At 72.0% G+C, this 19160-nt stretch carries 16 protein-coding genes; 10 read left to right on the top strand and 6 right to left on the bottom strand.

The annotated features are described in order from the left end of the window. Window positions 1-230 precede the first annotated feature (230 nt). Window positions 231-1139: an HAD family hydrolase gene (locus OO62_RS20210; RefSeq protein WP_033268903.1), complete on the top strand. Its 909-nt coding sequence runs from the start codon at window positions 231-233 to the stop codon at window positions 1137-1139. A 375-nt stretch (window positions 1140-1514) separates the two neighbouring features. Here the strand turns inward: OO62_RS20210 and OO62_RS20205 are convergent, their stop codons facing one another. Further along, window positions 1515-2372 carry a Fic family protein gene (locus OO62_RS20205; RefSeq protein WP_051733457.1) on the bottom strand — a complete coding sequence of 286 codons (858 nt, stop codon included), beginning with the start codon at window positions 2370-2372 and terminating at the stop codon, window positions 1515-1517. Window positions 2373-2473: 101 nt separating this feature from the next. Here OO62_RS20205 and OO62_RS20200 point away from each other — a divergent pair, with 101 nt between their 5' ends. From OO62_RS20200 to OO62_RS40765, 7 genes are all read left to right on the top strand, one after another. Beyond that, window positions 2474-3460 carry an ATP-binding protein gene (locus OO62_RS20200; RefSeq protein WP_033268901.1) on the top strand — a complete coding sequence of 329 codons (987 nt, stop codon included), beginning with the start codon at window positions 2474-2476 and terminating at the stop codon, window positions 3458-3460. Window positions 3461-3911: 451 nt separating this feature from the next. Further along, on the top strand, window positions 3912-6245 hold the full coding sequence (locus OO62_RS20195; protein ID WP_033268900.1) for a SulP family inorganic anion transporter: 2334 nt from the start codon (window positions 3912-3914) through the stop codon (window positions 6243-6245). Window positions 6246-6393: 148 nt separating this feature from the next. Next, window positions 6394-8358, top strand: a complete 1965-nt coding sequence (gene acs / locus OO62_RS20190) for an acetate--CoA ligase (protein WP_033269003.1) — start codon at window positions 6394-6396, stop codon at window positions 8356-8358. A 325-nt stretch (window positions 8359-8683) separates the two neighbouring features. After that, a complete protein-coding gene (gene nhaA, locus OO62_RS20185) occupies window positions 8684-10078 on the top strand; it encodes a Na+/H+ antiporter NhaA (protein WP_051733456.1) in 1395 nt (464 codons plus the stop codon). Window positions 10079-10121: 43 nt separating this feature from the next. Further along, complete coding sequence (locus OO62_RS20180; RefSeq protein WP_033268898.1) at window positions 10122-10580, top strand: phage holin family protein; 459 nt, start codon at window positions 10122-10124, stop codon at window positions 10578-10580. Further along, window positions 10577-11515, top strand: coding sequence for an alpha/beta fold hydrolase (locus tag OO62_RS20175; RefSeq protein WP_033268897.1), 939 nt, complete (start codon window positions 10577-10579; stop codon window positions 11513-11515). Before OO62_RS20180 ends, OO62_RS20175 begins: the two co-directional genes overlap by 4 nt. Window positions 11516-11693: 178 nt before the next feature. Further along, a complete protein-coding gene (locus tag OO62_RS40765; RefSeq protein WP_077193106.1) occupies window positions 11694-11891 on the top strand; it encodes a hypothetical protein in 198 nt (65 codons plus the stop codon). Between the two features lie 86 nt (window positions 11892-11977). On the opposite strand, the gene OO62_RS20170 is transcribed toward OO62_RS40765, so the two are convergent. From OO62_RS20170 to nth, 3 genes are read right to left on the bottom strand one after another with little or no spacing between them, the layout of a single operon-like run. Continuing rightward, window positions 11978-13177 carry a MarP family serine protease gene (locus OO62_RS20170; protein ID WP_033268896.1) on the bottom strand — a complete coding sequence of 400 codons (1200 nt, stop codon included), beginning with the start codon at window positions 13175-13177 and terminating at the stop codon, window positions 11978-11980. 13 nt (window positions 13178-13190) lie between these two features. Then, window positions 13191-13919, bottom strand: a complete 729-nt coding sequence (locus OO62_RS20165) for an NUDIX hydrolase (RefSeq protein ID WP_033268895.1) — start codon at window positions 13917-13919, stop codon at window positions 13191-13193. 60 nt (window positions 13920-13979) lie between these two features. Continuing rightward, the gene (nth, locus tag OO62_RS20160; protein ID WP_033269002.1) at window positions 13980-14951 is read right to left on the bottom strand and encodes an endonuclease III; all 972 of its coding nucleotides are present in this window, start codon (window positions 14949-14951) and stop codon (window positions 13980-13982) included. A 554-nt stretch (window positions 14952-15505) separates the two neighbouring features. Here nth and OO62_RS20155 point away from each other — a divergent pair. Both OO62_RS20155 and OO62_RS20150 read left to right on the top strand, forming a co-directional pair. Next, window positions 15506-16180: a Crp/Fnr family transcriptional regulator gene (locus tag OO62_RS20155; RefSeq protein WP_006604164.1), complete on the top strand. Its 675-nt coding sequence runs from the start codon at window positions 15506-15508 to the stop codon at window positions 16178-16180. 95 nt (window positions 16181-16275) lie between these two features. After that, on the top strand, window positions 16276-17085 hold the full coding sequence (locus tag OO62_RS20150; protein WP_033268894.1) for a nucleotidyltransferase: 810 nt from the start codon (window positions 16276-16278) through the stop codon (window positions 17083-17085). Window positions 17086-17149: 64 nt separating this feature from the next. Here OO62_RS20150 and OO62_RS20145 read toward each other — a convergent pair whose 3' ends face one another. Both OO62_RS20145 and OO62_RS20140 read right to left on the bottom strand, forming a co-directional pair. Then, window positions 17150-17980: an MBL fold metallo-hydrolase gene (locus OO62_RS20145; protein WP_033268893.1), complete on the bottom strand. Its 831-nt coding sequence runs from the start codon at window positions 17978-17980 to the stop codon at window positions 17150-17152. Beyond that, window positions 17977-18924, bottom strand: coding sequence for an NUDIX hydrolase (locus OO62_RS20140; RefSeq protein WP_033268892.1), 948 nt, complete (start codon window positions 18922-18924; stop codon window positions 17977-17979). Before OO62_RS20140 ends, OO62_RS20145 begins: the two co-directional genes overlap by 4 nt. Window positions 18925-19160 lie beyond the last annotated feature (236 nt).

Genomic DNA, 19160 nt, shown 5'->3' with positions numbered 1-19160 from the left:
GGCCGACGGGCCCTGTACGGGCGGAAGGGGAGGCGGAGCGGCGCCTAGAGGCGCGACATGCGTCCGGACATGCGACGACCCCCGCCGGGGGGGAGAGCGGGGGTCGTCCCCACGGCCGGCTCGGGGGGGGAGGAGCCGGACCGGGTTAGCACGGTCGCGAACGATCCGTGACTTCCATGGTGTACCCGAGAGCCTTCTCAAGCAAACCCACGCGCCACACCTTACGCCGAATGGTGGGCGCCTATGCTCGCCCCGTGGAAAACCACTCCGTGCCTCACTCGACCCCCCGTACTGCTGCGTTCTTCGACTTGGACAAGACCGTCATTGCAAAGTCGAGCACGCTGACCTTCAGCAAGTCGTTCTACCAAGGCGGACTGATCAATCGGCGGGCCGTACTGCGCACTGCGTACGCCCAGTTCGTGTTCCTCGCGGGCGGCGCCGACCACGATCAGATGGAGCGGATGCGCGAATATCTCTCCTCGCTGTGCCGAGGCTGGGATGTGGCGCAGGTCCGCGAGATCGTCGCCGAGACGCTGCACGATCTGATCGACCCGATCATTTACGACGAGGCCGCCTCCCTCATCGAAGAACATCACGCGGCCGGGCGGGACGTCGTCATCGTCTCGACCTCCGGCGCCGAAGTCGTCGAACCGATCGGTGAACTCCTGGGCGCCGACCGGGTCGTGGCCACCCGTATGGTCGTCGGAGAGGACGGCCGCTTCACGGGCGAGGTGGAGTATTACGCCTACGGCCCGACCAAGGCGGAGGCCGTCCGGGAACTCGCCGCGTCCGAGGGCTACGACCTGGAGCGCTGCTATGCGTACAGCGACTCGGCGACCGACGTCCCGATGCTGTCGGCGGTCGGCCACCCCTTCGCGGTCAATCCGGACCGGGCGCTGCGCCGCGAGGCGGTCGCGCGCGGCTGGCCGGTTCTCACCTTCAACCGACCGGTACCGCTCAAGCAGCGGCTGCCCGCGCTGTCGATGCCCTCGCGTCCGGTGCTCGCCGTGCTGGCCGCCGCGGGCGCGGCCATGGCCACCGCGACGCTCGTCTGGTACGCGAGCCGGCGAAAATCCACAAAGCTGCGCCTCGGCGATTTCGACGGCCTCACCGAGGCCGTCCGTAATGCCCGCGTTTGAAGCCAAACGTAAAGATCTGCGGTCCGGGGTTCCACTTCACCGGTACGAGTAGTACAAAGGACTTAACGGCCCGCGAGACCAAGGACATCCGAGAGGAACACCTTTAACGCAGCAAGTGGCCCACGGACCGATGCATGAATGTCAGGCACCCACGCGACGCCGACCCGTCGATTACGGGCCAGCCGCACCAGGTAACCGGACGAAGATTCCGACCTGATGGGCACATATTCGAGCACGCACTGGTAACCCGGCAGACATGCCAGCGGCGGTACCACCCATTGGTACCGCCGCAACCCTGTTCAGGCGAATGAAGCAACGCTTCCGAATTTGCGGGGCGCCGGCCGAGCCGTCGCCCCGGTGCTGCTCACACCGTTCTTATGCCGCCCCGCGCTGCAGCGCTTCACAGACCGCGGTGCTCTCCCGGACGCCGAGTTCCACCGCGCGCCCGCAGTGGGCGATCCACGCCGCGACGCCCTCAGGGGTACCCGAGACGTAGCCCTCCAGGGCCGCCACGTAGGCCGCGCGCCCGGCTTCGGCGTGCCCGACCTCGGCAGGGCAGATCGACTTCGGGTCCAGTCCGCTGCCGATCAGCACGATGCGTTCCGCCGCCCGGGCGACCAGCCCGTTGTGCGAGGCGAACGGCCGCAGCGCGAGCAGCTCGCCGTGCACCACCGCGGCGGTCACCAGGGCCGGCGCCTCACTCCCGGCCAGCAGCAGCCGCGAGAGGCCGTCCAGCCGGCCGGCGACCTCGTCGGCGTCCGGCAGCGGGAGCTCGATGAGCGGTTCGTCCACCGGTTCACCGGCCAAGCGGGGCCGCCCGACGGTCTCATCCGGCGACTCCTTGCCGGCCGCGACCAGATGGAGCCGCGCCAGCACCCGCAGCGGCGACTGCCGCCACACACTCAGCAGCTGTCCGGCCTCGGCGGTCAGCCGCAGCGCCGCGCCGACCGTCCGCGCCTCGCCCTCGACACCGAAGTCCGTGCGGCGCCTGACCTCCTCGAGCGCCCAGTCGGCGCCGGAGAGCGCCGCGGAACCGCGCGCTCCGCGCAGCGCCGCCTCCGACGTGACCTCATTGCTGCGGCGCCGCATGATCCGGTGGCCGTAGACCCGGTCGACGCCCTTGCGTACGGCGTCCACCGAGTCGGCGACGCCCGGCAGCGACGCCAGGGCCACGAGCGGATCGGCGCTCGCCTTCGGGGGTGCGGGGGACGTCCCCCGGGAGTTTCCAGCCATACGTACGACCCTACGCACCGCAAGGCCGAACCCCTCGAAGGAGTGGTCTTCCTCACCCAAACCTCTCACCCAGAGCTATAGCGAGATTACGCTTGGTGAACATGAAGATCGCTTTCGTAGGCAAGGGCGGCAGCGGCAAGACCACCCTGTCCTCCCTGTTCATCCGGCACCTCGCCGCGGCCCGGATCCCTGTCGTCGCGGTGGACGCCGACATCAACCAGCACCTGGGTGCCGCGCTCGGGCTCGACGAGGCGGCGGCGGCCGCCCTGCCCGCGATGGGCGCTCATCTCCCCCTGATCAAGGACTACTTGCGCGGCAGCAACCCCCGGATCCCGTCCGCCGAGTCCATGATCAAGACCACTCCGCCCGGCGAGGGCTCACGGCTGCTGCGGATCGACGAGGACAACCCCGTCTACGACGCCTGCGCCCGGACGGTCGCGCTCGACGACACCGCCGTCCGCCTGATGGCGACCGGCCCGTTCACCGCCTCCGATCTGGGCGTGGCCTGCTACCACTCCAAGGTCGGCGCCGTCGAACTGTGCCTGAACCACCTGGTCGACGGGCGCGAGGAGTACGTCGTCGTCGACATGACGGCCGGATCCGACTCCTTCGCCTCCGGGATGTTCACCCGCTTCGACATGACCTTCCTGGTCGCCGAGCCGACCCGTAAGGGCGTGGGCGTCTACCGGCAGTACAAGGAGTACGCCCGGGATTTCGGCGTGCCCCTCAAGGTCGTGGGCAACAAGGTGCAGGGCCCCGACGATCTGGCGTTCCTGCGCGACGAGGTCGGCGACGACCTGCTGGTGAGCCTCGGGCACTCCGAGTGGGTGCGCGCCCTGGAGAAGGGCCGCCCGGCCCGCTTCGCCTACCTGGAGCAGGCCAACCGCCGCGCGCTGGAGACGCTGCACGACACCGCCGACGCGTCCTACGGGCGGCGCGACTGGGAGCGCTACACCCGCCAGATGGTGCACTTCCACCTGAAGAACGCGGAGAGCTGGGGCAACGCCAAGACCGGGGTCGACCTGGCGGCCCAGGTCGACCCGGCCTTCGTCCTCTTCGAGGGAGCGGCCGCCCCGCAGCCCGCCTGACCGCCCGGCCGCGCCGACGGGCGCGGCCGGCTCGGGCCCGGTGCGCGGCAGGGCGCCCGCCTCCCCCGCGACGATCCGCTCGGCACGGCTTTTCCGTCCCGCGAATCCGGCCCGCCCCGGCCCGCTCGCGACAGACCGAATCCCTCCCGGGCGGGACTCCGGATCTCTCCGGGCGACGCTCCGGAATGCGATCCGGAATCCCGCGCCAGGGAGGGGGCGGAAAAGACAAGTCGAATGCCTGAATATTCACCCAATAGGTGGGTGGATTGGGGCGAATGCCCGCAAAGCCTTCTCACCGCCTTTACCCGTCATTACGCTTCATTTACCGATGCTTGAGAGTCACCGGACCGTCACCTATCGCGACGCCCGCCGGCCGGCTCGCGTCTTGCCGCAGTACACCGCCGCCCACGATCGCGCCCCGCGCGACCGCGTCGCCCCGGAGGAGACGGGAATGTCGCAGATCGAGAAGTCGCCGCCGCAGCCGCCGCCCACCTCGCAGCCCGCCCCGATCCCTCCCGAGCCCCGTGCGCGCCCGGAGGAACCCCGACCGGAGCGGGCCGGTCCGGCCGCCTGGCGCGGGGACCTCTCGGCCTCGCTCGTCGTCTTCCTGCTCGCCGTACCGCTGTCCCTGGGCCTCGCCCTGGCCACCGGCGCCCCGCTTCAGGCCGGGCTGGTCGCCGCGGCCGTCGGCGGCATCGTCGCCGGACTGCTCGGCGGCGCTCCCCTTCAGGTGAGCGGTGCGGCCACCGGCCTCCTGGTGGTCACCACCGACCTCGTCCAGCACTACGGCTGGCGCGCCACCTGCGCCATCACCGTCCTGGCCGGCCTGGCCCAACTCGCCCTGGGCGCCCTGCGCGTGGCCCGCGCCACGCTGGCCGTGAGCCCGGCGATCGTGCACGGCATGCTGGCCGGCATCGGTGCCACCATCGCCCTCGGGCAGCTCCATGTGGTGCTCGGCGGACGCCCCGACAGCTCCGCGCTCGACAACGCGGCCGCGCTGCCCGGCCAGTTGGCCCACCCGCACGCCGCCGCGCTGCTGATCGGCGCGATCACCGTCGCCGTCCTGGCGGGCTGGGAACGGCTGCCGGGCCGCGCCGGCCGCTGGGCACGGGTACTGCCGGCCCCGCTGGCCGCGGTGCTCGCCGCGACGGCCGTGAGCGCCGGTATGACGGTGCCGCGCGTGGACCTGCCGTCCTGGCGGCTGCCGGAGCTTCCCGCGCTGCCGGAGGCGTCCGTTCCGGCGCTGGCCGCCGCGGTGCTGACCGTCACCCTCGTCGCCAGTATGGAGTCGCTGCTGTCGGCGGTGGCGGTGGACCGGCTCGCGGCCGGGCGTCCCGGCACCCCCACCGGCCGCCCGCGGCTCAACCGGGAGCTGTGCGGCCAGGGCGTGGCCAACGCCGTCTCGGGGCTGCTGGGGGGCCTGCCGGTCTCCGGGGGCGCGATCCGCGGCTCGGCCAACGTACGGGCCGGCGCGGCCACCCGCCGGGCCACCGTGCTGCACGGCGTCTGGGTGCTGCTGTGCGCCGGCCTGCTGGCCGCCGTGCTGGAGCTGATCCCGCTGGCCGCGCTCGCCGCGCTGGTGATGGTGGTCGGCGTACGGATGGTGAGCTTTGCGCACATCCGGCATGTGCAGCGGCACCGCGAGTTCCCGGTGTACGCGGGCACCCTGGGCGGGGTGGTACTCCTCGGCGTCCTCCAGGGCGTGCTCGCCGGGATCGCGATCGCGGCCTTCCTGGCACTGCGCAGGCTCACCCACACCCGGATCACGGTCACCCAGGAGGGCGAGGGCTACCGGGTGTGCGTCAGCGGGCAGTTGACGTTCCTGGCGGTTCCGCGGCTGACCCGGGCGCTGGCCCAGGTGCCCGCGCACACCGAGGTCGTCGTCGAGCTGTGCGGCTCGTTCATGGACCACGCCGCCTACGAGGCGCTGCAGTCCTGGTCCGCCGCCCACCGGGCGCACGGCGGCTGGGTGGCCCTCGGCGGCCGCTCGGGCCGGCCGGTCGCCGAGCCGGCCGGGGCGCACGCGTGCCGGCCCTGGACGCCGTGGCGCAACCACCACTGCACCCGGCCCGCCCCGGAGCTGACCGCGGCACCGGAGAGCAGCGAGGGCCAATTGCTGGGCGGGGTCAGCGCGTTCCAGCGCCATACGGCGCCGCTCGTGCGCGAGGAGCTGGCGCGGCTGGCGCGCGAGGGCCAGCGGCCCACCCAGCTCTTTCTGACCTGCGCGGACTCCCGGCTGGTCACCAGCATGATCACTTCCAGCGGACCCGGCGATCTGTTCACCGTGCGCAACGTCGGCAATCTGATGCCGCCCCCCGGTTCGGACACCTCCTGCGACTCCGTGGGAGCGGCGGTCGAGTACGCGGTGGAGGTGCTGGGCGTCGGTTCGATCACGGTGTGCGGCCATTCGGGGTGCGGCGCCATGGGAGCGCTGCTGCACGCGCCCGCGCCGGACGACGCGGAGCCGACCCCGCTCGGCCGCTGGCTGCGGCACGGCCGGCCGAGCCTGGCCCGGATGCAGCGCATCGGGCGGCTGGGGCGGGGAGAAGTCGCCCTGAGCGGGCGGCCGGTGACCGACGACCAGGAGCGGCTGGCGCTCGTCAACGTCCTGCAGCAGCTCGACCACCTGCGGGAACACGCCTGCGTGGCCCGGCGGGTGGCGGAGGGGAAGCTCACGCTGCACGGCATGTATTTCCACGTCGGGGAGGCCCAGGCATACGTGCTGGACGAGGCCACCGGGCGGTTCTGCGCGGTCCGCGGGGAGGCCGCACCGGTGGGCGTCTGACCTGCGCGGCGGCCGTCCAACACCCCGGGAAAGCACCGGCGGCCGACAGGTCTACACCAATATTTTTCCACAGCCCTTGTCAGGGTCGGTCGCGGGCTGATGAGCTATGGCCTGGGACATATCGCACGCCCTGGGAATGGGAGAAGTCGTGAGTAACGAAAGCCTGGCCAACCTGCTCAAGGAGGAGCGGCGGTTCGCACCGCCCTCCGATCTGGCCGCGCACGCCAACGTCACGGCTGCCGCGTACGAAGAAGCCGCGGCGGACCGGCTGGGCTTCTGGGCGGAGCAGGCCCGGCGCCTGACCTGGCAGACCGAGCCCACCCAGACCCTCGACTGGTCCAACGCGCCGTTCGCGAAGTGGTTTGCCGACGGCAAGCTCAACGTCGCCTACAACTGCGTGGACCGGCATGTGGAGAACGGCCTGGGCGACCGGGTCGCCCTCCACTTCGAGGGCGAGCCGGGCGACAGCCGCGCGATCACCTACGCGGAGCTGCAGCGCGAGGTCTCCAAGGCCGCCAACGCCCTGATCGAGCTGGGCGTGCAGACCGGCGACCGGGTCGCCATCTACATGCCGATGATCCCGGAGACGGTCATCGCCATGCTGGCCTGCGCGCGCCTGGGCGCACCGCACTCGGTCGTCTTCGGCGGCTTCTCCGCCGACGCGCTGGCCACCCGTATCGAGGACGCCGACGCCCGCGTGGTGATCACCGCCGACGGCGGCTACCGCCGCGGCAAGCCGAGCGCGCTCAAGCCCGCCGTGGACGAGGCCCTGACCAGGCCCGGAACGGAGAACGTCCGCAGCGTCCTGGTGGTCCGCCGCACCGGCCAGGAGGACGTCGCCTGGCACGAGGGCCGCGACGTGTGGTGGCACGAGATCGTCGAGCGGCAGAGCGACCAGCACACGCCCGAGGCGTTCGACGCCGAGCACCCGCTGTTCATCCTGTACACGTCCGGCACGACGGGTAAGCCCAAGGGCATCCTGCACACCACCGGCGGCTACCTCACCCAGACGTCGTACACCCACCACGCGGTCTTCGACCTCAAGCCCGAGACCGACGTGTACTGGTGCACCGCCGACGTCGGCTGGGTGACCGGCCACTCGTACATCACCTACGGCCCGCTCTCCAACGGCGCGACGGAGGTGCTCTACGAGGGCACGCCGGACAGCCCGCACCAGGGCCGCTGGTGGGAGATCGTGCAGAAGTACGGGGTGACGATCCTGTACACCGCGCCGACCGCGATCCGCGCGTGCATGAAGTGGGGCGACGACATCCCCGCGAAGTTCGACCTGTCGTCGCTGCGCGTCCTGGGATCGGTGGGCGAGCCCATCAACCCCGAGGCGTGGATGTGGTACCGCAAGCACATCGGGGCGGAGCGCGCGCCGATCGTCGACACCTGGTGGCAGACCGAGACCGGCGCGATGATGCTGAGCCCGCTGCCCGGGGTCACGGCGACCAAGCCCGGCTCGGCGCAGGTGCCGCTGCCCGGCGTCGCGGCGACCGTCGTGGACGACGACGCCAACGAGGTCCCCAACGGGGCCGGTGGCTACCTCGTGCTGACCGAGCCCTGGCCGTCCATGCTCCGCACGATCTGGGGCGACGACCAGCGCTACCTCGACACGTACTGGTCCCGCTTCGAGGGCAAGTACTTCGCCGGCGACGGGGCCAAGAAGGACGACGACGGCGACATCTGGCTGCTCGGCCGGGTGGATGACGTGATGCTGGTCTCCGGCCACAACATCTCCACCACCGAGGTCGAATCCGCGCTGGTCTCGCACCCCAAGGTGGCCGAGGCCGCGGTCGTCGGCGCCACCGACCCGCAGACCACCCAGGCCATCTGCGCCTTCGTGATCCTGCGCGGCACCGCCGCCGAGGACGAGGGCCTGGTCGAGGAGCTGCGGGCGCATGTCGCCCAGCAGCTGGGGCCGATCGCGAAGCCCAAGCGGATCATGCCGGTGGCCGAGCTGCCGAAGACCCGCTCCGGCAAGATCATGCGCCGGCTGCTGCGGGACGTCGCCGAGAACCGCGACCTCGGTGACGTCAGCACGCTCACCGATTCCTCGGTGATGGACCTGATCCAGGCGAAGCTGCCGAGCGCGGCCTCCGAGGACTGAGCGGGACACACCACGGAGGGGCATCCGGCCAGGGCGGCCGGGTGCCCCTCCGCCGCGTTTTCCCGGGACTCCGCCGTGTTTTCCCGAGAGCTCCGCCGCGATTTTCCGGGGGTCCGGCGCCGCAGGGCGCTCCTGCCCGTGGCCTCCGCTCCAGCGGCCGGTCGCCCGATATGCCCGTAAAGTGAGGCCACCGGATACCCGCTTGCGTCCGCCCGGTAAAGTGGTCAGGGCGTCAATGACACGCTAAGAACTCAGGGTGCGCCGGGAAGTCTGGTCGGCAACTGCAACAGCCGTACACAGCTGCCGAAGGCCGGAGGTCACCCCCGTGAGTGCGCCCACCAACCGTCGTTCCCCGTTCCTCGGGCGGATGTCGCTGCCCGAGCGGAACTTCATCGCGGACGCGCTGCGCACCGAAACCGTCGGCGGGGTCCTCCTCCTCGTCGCCGCCGTAGCGGCTCTGATCTGGGCGAACACCCTCGGCGGAAGCTACGCGGCGGTCAGCGGCTTCCACCTCGGACCGGCTTCGCTGGGCCTGGACCTGTCGATCCAGCACTGGGCCGGCAACGGCCTGCTCGCGGTCTTCTTCTTCGTCGCCGGCATCGAGCTCAAGCGCGAACTGGTCGCCGGCGAGCTGCGCGACCCCCGGGCCGCCGCCCTCCCCGTCATCGCCGCGCTCTGCGGCATGGCGATGCCGGCGGCCGTCTATTTCACCGTCAACACGCTCGGCGGCGGCTCACTTCAGGGCTGGGCGATCCCCACCGCCACCGACATCGCCTTCGCGCTCGCCGTGCTCGCCGTCATCGGCACCTCCCTGCCCGCCGCGCTGCGCGCCTTCCTGCTCACGCTCGCGGTCGTCGACGACCTCTTCGCCATCCTGATCATCGCGATCTTCTTCACCTCGAAGATCAGCTTCCTGCCACTCGGCCTCGCCGTCGCCGGCCTGGCGCTCTTCTACTTCCTGCTGCGCAAGGGCGTACGCGGCTGGTACGTCTACGTCCCGCTGGCCCTGGTCATCTGGGGGCTGATGGAGAACAGCGGGGTGCACGCCACCATCGCCGGCGTCGCCATGGGCCTGATGCTGCGCTGCCACCGCCGCGACGGCGAGGACCGGTCCCCCGGCGAGCGCATCGAGCATCTGGTCCGCCCGCTGTCGGCCGGGCTCGCGGTCCCGCTGTTCGCCCTCTTCTCGGCCGGCGTCGTCATATCCGGCGGCGCCCTCCACGACGTCTTCACCCGGCCGGAGACGCTCGGGGTCGTCCTCGGCCTGGTGGTGGGCAAGGCGCTGGGCATCTTCGGCGGTACGTGGCTGACCGCCCGCTTCACCAAGGCCGAACTCAATCCCGACCTGAAGTGGCCGGACGTCTTCGCGCTCGCCTCCCTGGCCGGCATCGGCTTCACCGTCTCGCTGCTGATCGATGAACTCGCCTTCGCGGACAACCTCGCGCTGGCCGCCGAGATCAAGGCGGCGGTGCTGATCGGCTCGCTGCTCGCGGCCGTCCTCGCCGGCACGCTCCTGAAGATCCGCAACGCCAAGTACCGCAAGCTGTGCGAGGAAGAGGAGCGCGACGAGGACCAGGACGGCATCCCCGACATCTACGAACTCGACAAGCCCGAATACCACCTCCGGATGGCGGCAATCCACGAAGCAAAGGCCGCCGAACACCGGCGGCTTGCCGAAGTGGCCTCCAGCTCGCACGCCGGAGACGATGGTCCGGCATGATCTGAGAGGCTTTGCATCCGGTGACGAGATGAGGGAGACGGCGATGAGCGCAGCCGACGCGAACAGGGACCGCAGCCTCGGACAGCTGGTGGCCTCGGCCACCGCCGAGATGTCCGCACTGGTGCACGACGAGATCGCGCTGGCCAAGGCGGAGCTGCGGCAGGACGCCAAGCGCGCGGGCATCGGCAGCGCCGCGTTCGTCGTGGCGGGGTCGCTGGCGCTGTTCGCGCTGCCGGTGCTGAGCTTCGCGGCGGCCTACGGCATCCACAACCTCGGCCTGGGGCTCGCCTGGTCGTTCCTGATCGTGGGCGGTGCCTTCCTGGTCCTCGCCGGGCTGCTGGCCCTGATCGCGATGGCCAAGATGAAGAAGATCAAGAAGCCGGAGAAGTCCATCAACTCCGCCAGGCAGACCGCGGCCGTGCTGCAGAAGGCCAAGCCGCACCCCCGGGTGACGGCCGCCGACCACCCGGCCCTGGAGTCTGTGACACGCTCATCGGTATGACAGCCCCTGACAGCACCGCCTCGGTCGTACGACTCGACGTCCCGGGTGGGCACGAGGTGTCGCACCGCGATGTCGCGGCCAACGGCGCGCGTTTCCACATCGCCGAGATGGGCGACGGTCCGCTGGTGCTGCTGCTGCACGGCTTCCCGCAGTTCTGGTGGACCTGGCGGCATCAGCTGCCGGCGCTCGCCGACGCCGGTTTCCGCGCGGTGGCGATGGACCTGCGCGGCGTCGGCGGCAGCGACCGCACCCCCCGGGGTTACGACCCGGCGAACCTCGCGCTGGACGTCACCGGCGTCATACGGTCCCTGGGCGAACCGGACGCCGCGCTCGTCGGGCACGACCTGGGCGGCTATCTCGCCTGGACGGCGGCGGTGATGCGGCCCAAGCTGGTGCGCCGGCTGGCGGTGGCCTCGATGCCGCACCCGCGGCGGTGGCGCTCGGCGATGCTCTCCGACGTACGGCAGAGCACCCGAAGCTCGCACATCTGGAACTTCCAGCGGCCCTGGCTGCCTGAGCGCCGGCTGACGGCCGACGACGCGGAGCTGGTGGGCCGGATGATCCAGGACTGGTCCGGCCCCCGGCAGCCCGACGACGAGGCGCTCGCGGTCTACCGCCGCGCGATGAGCATCCCGTCCACGGCCCACTGCTCCATCGAGCCGTACCGCTGGCTGGTGCGCTCGATGGCGCGTCCCGACGGCATCCAGTTCAACCGGCGGATGAAGATGCCCGTAAGGGTGCCGACCCTGCATCTGCACGGCTCGCTCGACCCGGTGATGCGCACCCGCAGCGCGGCCGGCTCCGGTGAGTTCGTCGAAGCCCCCTACCGCTGGCGGCTCTTCGACGGCCTCGGGCACTTCCCGCACGAGGAGGACCCGGTGGCGTTCTCCACCGAGCTGATCAACTGGCTCAAGGACCCGGAACCGGACCGCTGAGCTGTGTGCGCCGGCCCGTCCGGCGCACCGCTGAACGGGCCGGCGCACACCGCTCAGCGGTGCCGGCACCCGGCGGACTCGAACACCTCTGTGACGAACGGCCACTTGCCCGGCGCATAGGCCAATTGGCCGTCTCCGCGGCGGTTACGGACCTTGGGCCACGGGCAGAGTCGAAGGTATGGGCTGGACGCACGACTACCGTGACGTGGCAGGCAACCGCAGCAGCAGCGCCGCTGCCGTGGGCACACAGGAGAGGGGCGCCCCGGATCTCGGGTCCGGCGGATCCCCCGATCCGGCGCACCCGATGGGCATCCCGCGCATCCTGCGCCGCAGAGCGCGCTGGATGAGCGCGCGCCTGCGCCATCCCCGCACCTGAAGCCGCGGCGTCCGCCGGCCGGGCGCGGGAAGCCCCGCTCCCCGCGCCGCCCGCGTCCGCCGCGGCGGTGACCGCCGCGGGCCGTCTCAGATCGCGCACCCCTGGGTGTCGACCGGCTGGTTGCCCGCACGGCTCCGCAGGGCGTCCGGACGGACCTCGTCGGCGGTCAGCGCGTAGCCGGTGCGGGAGTCGTCCCGCGACTTCGCGAAGACGACGCCGTAGACCTCGCCCTTGGGGGTGAGCAGCGGGCCGCCGGAGTTGCCCTGCCGGACCGTGGCGTAGAGCGAGTAGACGTCGCGGCCGACCGTGCCGCGGTGGTAGATGTCCGTGCCGTTGGCCTTGATACGGCTGCGGATACGGGCCGCGCGGACGTCGTAGCCGCCGTTCTCCGGGAAGCCGGCGACGATGGCGCTCCTGCCGCTGCTCGCGTCCGCGTTCGCGAAGCGCAGCGCGGGGGCGTTCAGGGAGGGTACGTCCAGCACCGCGATGTCGCGCCGCCAGTCGTAGAGCACGACCTTGGCGTCATACGTGCGTCCTACGCCGCCCACCTGGACCGTCGGTTCGCTCACGCCGCCGACGACATGGGCGTTGGTCATCACGCGGTGCCGCCCGAAGACGAAACCGCTGCCTTCGAGGACCTTGCCGCAGCTGGGCGCCGTACCGACGACCTTGACGATGCTGCGCTTGGCCTGCGCCGCGATCGGGCTCGTGGCGAGCTGCGGGTCGGGCGCCGGCACATTGTTGATCGGTTCGTTGGAGAACGGCGTGAAGACCTGCGGGAAGCCGTTCTGCGCGAGTACCGAGGAGAAGTCCGCGAACCAGGTGCTGGCCTGGGGCGGCAGCACCCGGGAGACGCCGAGCAGCACCTTGGAGTTGCGGACCTCCTTGCCGAGCGTCGGCAGGGACGTACCGGCCAGCGCGGAGCCGATCAGCCAGGCGACCAGGAGCATGGCGAGGACGTTGACCAGCGCGCCGCCGGTCGCGTCCAGCGCCCTGGCGGGTGACCAGGTGATGTGGCGGCGCAGTTTGTTGCCCAGATGGGTGGTGAGCGCCTGGCCCACGGATGCGCACACGATCACGATGGCCACTGCCGCGATGGCCGCGAAGGTGCCGGGCGTGGCATCGCCGGTGATCTCGTTCCAGATCACCGGCAGCAGATAGACCGCGATCAGTCCGCCTCCGAGGAAGCCGATCACGGACAGGATGCCGACGACAAAGCCTTGCCGATAGCCGATGATGGCGAACCACACGGCCGCGACCAGCAGCAGGATGTCCAGGACGTTCACGCCGGACACCGTCTCACGAGCGCCAGTCGAGCGGGACCTGCTTGTCACGGTCCCACGGAATCTCCCACCCGGCGTAATGCAGAATCCGGTCGATCACGCCGGCGGTAAACCCCCAGACCAGGGCGTTCTCGACAAGGAACGCCGGACCTACGTGGCCACTGGGGTGGCGCGTTGTCACACGATGGGCGGGATCCGTGAGATCCGCCACGGGAACGGTGAACACCCGGGCGGTCTCGGCCTGGTCGACCGCGCCGACCGGGCTCGGCCGCCGCCACCAGCCCAGCACGGGCGTCACCACGAAGCCGCTGACGGGGATGTAGAGGCGCGGCAGCACGCCGAAGACCTGTACGCCGGACGGGTCGAGGCCGGTCTCCTCCTGGGCCTCACGCAGCGCCGCCCGTACCGGGCCGGGGCCCTCGGGGTCGCCGTCCTCGGGGTCCAGGGCACCGCCGGGGAAGGAGGGCTGGCCGGCATGGGAGCGCAGGGTGCCGGCGCGCTCCATCAGCAGCAGCTCGGGGCCGCGGGGGCCGTGGCCGAAGAGGATCAGCACCGCGGACTGCCGGCCGCCGTGCTCGGGCGGCAGGAAGCGGCTGAGCTGCCGCGGTTCGATCGTGCCGGCCGCGCGGGCGACCGGCGCCAGCCACTCGGGCAGGCCGTCGGCCGTCACCGGGACCTCCCGGCCGGCCACCGCCCCGTCGAGGGCGGCCTCCTCGCCGTACTGCTGCTCCCGTGCACTCCTCATCCGCGCCCCCTCAGGTCCGATGTCGATGGTGGGTCCCCCGCAGGGGTGTCGCGGCTGCCGTCATGAAGCGGCCGCCGGGGGCGCCATCGGGGGCGCGGGCTGCCCCGGATAGTCGGCCGGCGGCTTCAGCCGCTGCCCGGGCTGGCCGCCCAGCTCGTACTTGAGCAGCTTCCTGGCCTTCTCCGGGTCCGTCTCGCCCTCGCCGTACGAGGGGCACAGCGGGGCGATCGGGCAGGCGCCGCAGGCGGGCTTGCGGGAGTGGCAGACGCGGCGGCCGTGGAAGACGACGCGGTGCGAGAGCATCGTCCACTCGCTCTTGGGGAAGATCGCGGCGACATCCGCCTCGACCTTGTCCGCGTCCTCCTGGGTGGTCCAGCCGAAGCGGCGGGCCAGCCGGCCGAAGTGGGTGTCGACGGTGATGCCCGGGACGCCGAAGGCGTTGCCGAGCACCACGTTGGCGGTCTTGCGGCCGACGCCGGGGAGCGTGACCAGATCCTCCAGGCGGCCCGGCACCTCGCCGCCGAACCGGTCGCGCAGCGCCGCGGACAGCCCGAGCAGCGACTTCGTCTTGGCCCGGAAGAAGCCGGTCGGGCGGATCAGCTCCTCCAGCTCCTCGGGCGGCAGCGCGGCCATGTCCTCGGGCGTCGGCGCGACCGCGAAGAGGCGCGGCGTGGTCTGGTTGACCCTCATGTCGGTGGTCTGGGCGGACAGGACCGTGGCGACCAGCAGCTCGAAGGAGTTGGTGAAGTCCAGCTCCGGGTGGGCGTACGGATACAGCTCGGCCAGCTCGCGGTTGATCCGGCGGGCCCGCCGCACGAGGGCGGTCCGGGACTCGGGCTTGCGCGCGGGGGCCTTCTTGGCCGGCGCCTTCTCGGCCGCAGCCTTCGCGGTGGTTTCCTTCGCGACGGCCTTGGTGGTGGCCTTCGTCGCCGGGGCCTTCTTGGCGGCGGTCTTCTTGGCCGGGGCCTTGGTGGTGGTTCTCTTCGCCGGGACCTTCTTGGCCGCCGTCGGCTTCTCAGGGGTGTCGTTCACGGCGGCCTTCTTTCCTGCCGAGCTCTTGCCTGCCTGCGTCTTCGTACCGGACGTCCGCGCCGCGGCGTGCCGCCCGTATGCGTCCGTCACGAGGGCTTTCGCCGTGGTCGTGAGGGGGTGGACGTCGTGGTCGTGTCCGTCGCCGTGGTGACCGTCGTGGTCACGGGCCTGGCGGTGGTGGGCCGCGTCGCCGGTCGACGCGCCGGACATCCGGACGGTCAGCTTCCGCTCGACCGGCTCCTCGTGGTGCGATTTGTTACTTTTATCCGAATTGGCCGCTCCGCCGGATGCCTGTTCGCCCACAGCGGAATCACGCCCTGCGCTCACTCGTCCGGCCCCCCAGTCCTCTGCTCTCACCGGCGTATTGGACACTCGGCCAGACTAAGGCCACCCACTGACATCCGGCTTGATCACCGTGATTCGTGGGCCCAATCGGCCCCCTGCCTTATGGCGGAGGGCACCGGTCCGGCAAACTTGTGATTGATCGCACTGTTTTGCATTCCGGCATGATGGGGACCACAGTCCCCCGGAGCATGTCGACAAGGAGAGATCTCGTGGACGACGTTCTGCGGCGCGCACCGCTCTTCGCGGCGCTCGATGACGAGCAGGCGGCCGAGCTGCGCGCCTCAATGGGAGAGGTCACGCTCGCCCGCGGCGACGCCCTGTTCCACGAAGGGGACCCAGGCGACCGCCTCTATGTGGTCACCGAGGGCAAGGTGAAGCTGCACCGCACCTCCCCGGACGGCCGGGAGAACATGCTTGCCGTTCTCGGGCCCGGAGAGCTGATCGGTGAGCTCTCGCTCTTCGATCCCGGCCCCCGTACGGCCACCGCCTCCGCCCTGACCGAGGTCAAGCTGCTCGGCCTGGGCCACGGCGACCTCCAGCCCTGGCTGAACGCCCGGCCCGAGGTGGCCACGGCCCTGCTGCGGGCGGTCGCCCGCCGGCTGCGCAAGACCAACGACCAGATGTCCGACCTGGTCTTCTCGGACGTGCCGGGCCGTGTGGCGCGCGCCCTGCTGGACCTGTCGCGCCGCTTCGGCGTGCAGTCCGAGGAGGGCATCCACGTCGTGCACGACCTGACGCAGGAAGAGCTGGCCCAGCTGGTCGGCGCCTCCCGCGAGACGGTCAACAAGGCGCTCGCGGACTTCGCGGGCCGCGGCTGGCTGCGCCTGGAGGCGCGCGCCGTGATCCTGCTGGACGTCGAGCGGCTGGCCAAGCGCTCGCGCTGACGGCACCCGCAGACAGCCTCGGTGAGGGCCCCGCTCCGGCGGGGCCCTCACTATTTCCCTCGCGGACCCGCCCGTCGGCTCGCCATAGTGGCGCCATGACCAACGGCACGGGGCTGGACCGGGACGGCTGCTTCGTACGGGAAGGGTCCCTGGACCGCGTGTCCGCGCCCTTCGCGCCCGTGGTGGCCGGGCTCACCGCCCGGCTCGCCGAGCACTTCGGTCCCGGCCGCCTGCACAGCGGCTACCTCTTCGGCAGCATTCCGCGCGGCACCGCCGTCGCCGGGGTGTCCGACCTCGACGCGCTGCTCGCCCTACGGGACGAGCCGACCGACGCCGACCGGGCCGCCGCGCGCGCCGTCGAGGAGGAGCTCGATGCCGCCTACGGGCAGATCGACGGCGCAGGGTTGCTGCTGTACGGCGTGGACCGGCTGCTGAGCGAGCCGGAGCGGCACGACCTGGGCTGGTTCGTGGCCTGTCTGTGCACGCCGCTCAGCGGCCCGGACCTGGCCTCGCGGCTGCCCCGTTACCGGCCCACCTCGCTGCTGGCACGCGAGACGAACGGCGACCTCCACCGCGACCTGTCCGGTCTGCGCGCGAAGGCCGCAGCGGCCGTCACGGCGGCCGAACGCACCCGGCTGACCCGGGGCGTGGCGCGGCGGCTGGTACGCACCGGGTTCACGCTGGTCATGCCGCGCTGGGGCGGCTGGACCAGCGACCTCGGCCGGTCCGCGGAGGTGTTCGGCCGCTACTACCCGGCGCACGCCGAGCAGATGCGCGCCGCGGCGCGCGCCGCCCGGACGCCCGCCGCGTACCCCACGCTGCTGGACGAGCTGCTGGCCGGCCTCGCGCCCTGGCTGGCCGACGAGTACCTCGCCGTCCACGGGGCGAAGGCCCCCCGGCCGTGAACCTGCTGACGGGGCCTCGCGGCGGGCAAGCCGGCCGGACCGCCACGAGCCCCCGCTGCGAGTCCTAGATCAGTCCGTGCTCGCCCAGGTAGTCCAACTGCGCCCGTACGGACAGTTCGGCCGCCGGCCACAACGACCGGTCGACGTCCGCGTAGACGTTCGCGACGACGGCGGCGGAGGTCCGGTGCCCGGCCTCGACCGCGGTCTCCACCTGGGCGAGCCGGTTGGCGCGGTGCGCCAGATAGAACTCCACGGCCCCCTGGGCATCGTTCAGCACCGGCCCGTGCCCCGGCAGGACCGTCGCCACGCCGTCGTCCACCGTGAGCGAGCGCAGCCGGCGCAGCGAGTCCAGGTAGTCGCCCAGCCGGCCGTCGGGGTGCGCGACCAGGGTCGTACCGCGCCCCAGGATGGTGTCCCCGGTCAGCACCGCACGGTCGGCCGGGAGATGGAAGGAGAGCGAGTCGGCGGTGTGCCCCGGTGTGGGGACCACCCGCAGTTCGAGGCCCCCGGTGGTGATGACGTCGCCGGCTGCCAGTCCCTCGTCACCGAGGCGCAGCGCCGGGTCCAGCGCCCGTACGGCCGATCGGGTCAGCTCGGCGAAGCGGGCGGCCCCGTCGGCGTGGTCCGGGTGACCGTGGGTCAGCAGGGTCAGCGCGACGCGCTTGCCGGCCCGTTCGGCGGTCTCGACGACGGCTCTGAGGTGTCCCTCGTCGAGCGGTCCCGGGTCGATGACGACGGCGAGATCGGAGTCCGGCTCGGCGACGATCCAGGTGTTCGTGCCGTCCAGCGTCATCGCCGACGGGTTGGGGGCCAGCACGCAGTGCGCCCGCGGGGTGGCCTGCCCGGTGATCGCTCCGCCTCGGGGCTGGCCCGGGAGAGCGGCTGCGTCGGTCATGCGGAGGTCCCTCCCGAGGGGCTGGGGGCGCCTGAGGGGCCGTCGGATGCGGCGCCCCCGGGGGTGCCGCTGCCGGCGTCCGTCTGCGCGATGTGCTTGGTGAATTCGTCGTGCCCCGGCCAGCTCAGCACGATCTCGCCGCCCACGAGGCGCGCCTGGGCCAGCACGGGCGTCAGGTTCTGGGCCTCCGCGGCCGCCAGTGCGTCCGCGGCGGTGGCGTACGGCTGGAGCCCGCGCAGCGTCGCGATCGTCGGCGGCATCATCAGCAGCTCGCCGCGGTCGTAGCCGGCGGCCGCGTCCTCGGGGCGGATCCACACCGTGCGGTCCGCCTCGGTGGACGTGTTGCGGGTGCGCTGGCCTTCGGGCAGCGCGGCGACGAAGAACCAGGTGTCGTAGCGCCGCGGCTCGAACTCCGGCGTGATCCAGCGTGCCCAGGCACCCAGCAGGTCGGAGCGCAGGACCAGACCGCGGCGGCCCAGGAAGTCGGCGAAGGACAGCTCGTGGGCCACCAGGGCCGCGCGGTCCGTCTCCCAGTCCTCGCCCGTCGTGTCCGCGACGACCGTGTCGGCCGAGGCGCCCGCGAGGAGCACACCCGCCTCCTCGAACGTCTCGCGCACCGCCGCGCACACGATGGCCTGTGCGGTGGCCGGGTCGACGCCCATACGGACCGCCCACTGGGCGCGCGAGGGACCCGCCCAGGCCACCGGCCGTTCGTCCCGTGGGTCGACGCCGCCGCCCGGATAGGCGTACGCGCCTCCTGCGAAGGCCATGGAGGCGCGTCTGCGCAGCATGTGGACGGCGGGGCCGCCGGTGTCCGAGTCCCGCAGCAGCAGGACGGTCGCGGCCCGCCGGGGCTCGGCGGGGGTCAGCTCGCCGTTGGCGAGTGCCCGGATGCGGTCCGGCCACTCCGGCGGGTACCACTGGCCATTGGTCGAGGACGACATGGCCGGATGCTATGCGCTCGCGCGCGGATGTTCGAGGGCACCTTCCGGGCCGGGGCGGTGGCGGGCGGCGCGGGCCGGGTGCCGGGGCACGGTGCGGACCGGGCGCCGGGGCACGTACGCCGGGGCTCACATCCGCGTGCGAGGGGGCTGGCGGCCGCGTACGAGGGGGGGCACGCACTCCCCCCACCCCCGGACCCCCCCCCCGCCCCCTCCCCCGAAGGGGGGAGGAGGGGGAG

Source organism: Streptomyces lydicus (assembly GCF_000717345.1).
GTDB classification, from domain to species: domain Bacteria; phylum Actinomycetota; class Actinomycetes; order Streptomycetales; family Streptomycetaceae; genus Streptomyces; species Streptomyces lydicus.
Note: the sequence above shows the minus strand (reverse complement) of the source record. Positions and strands in the feature narration are given on the sequence as shown.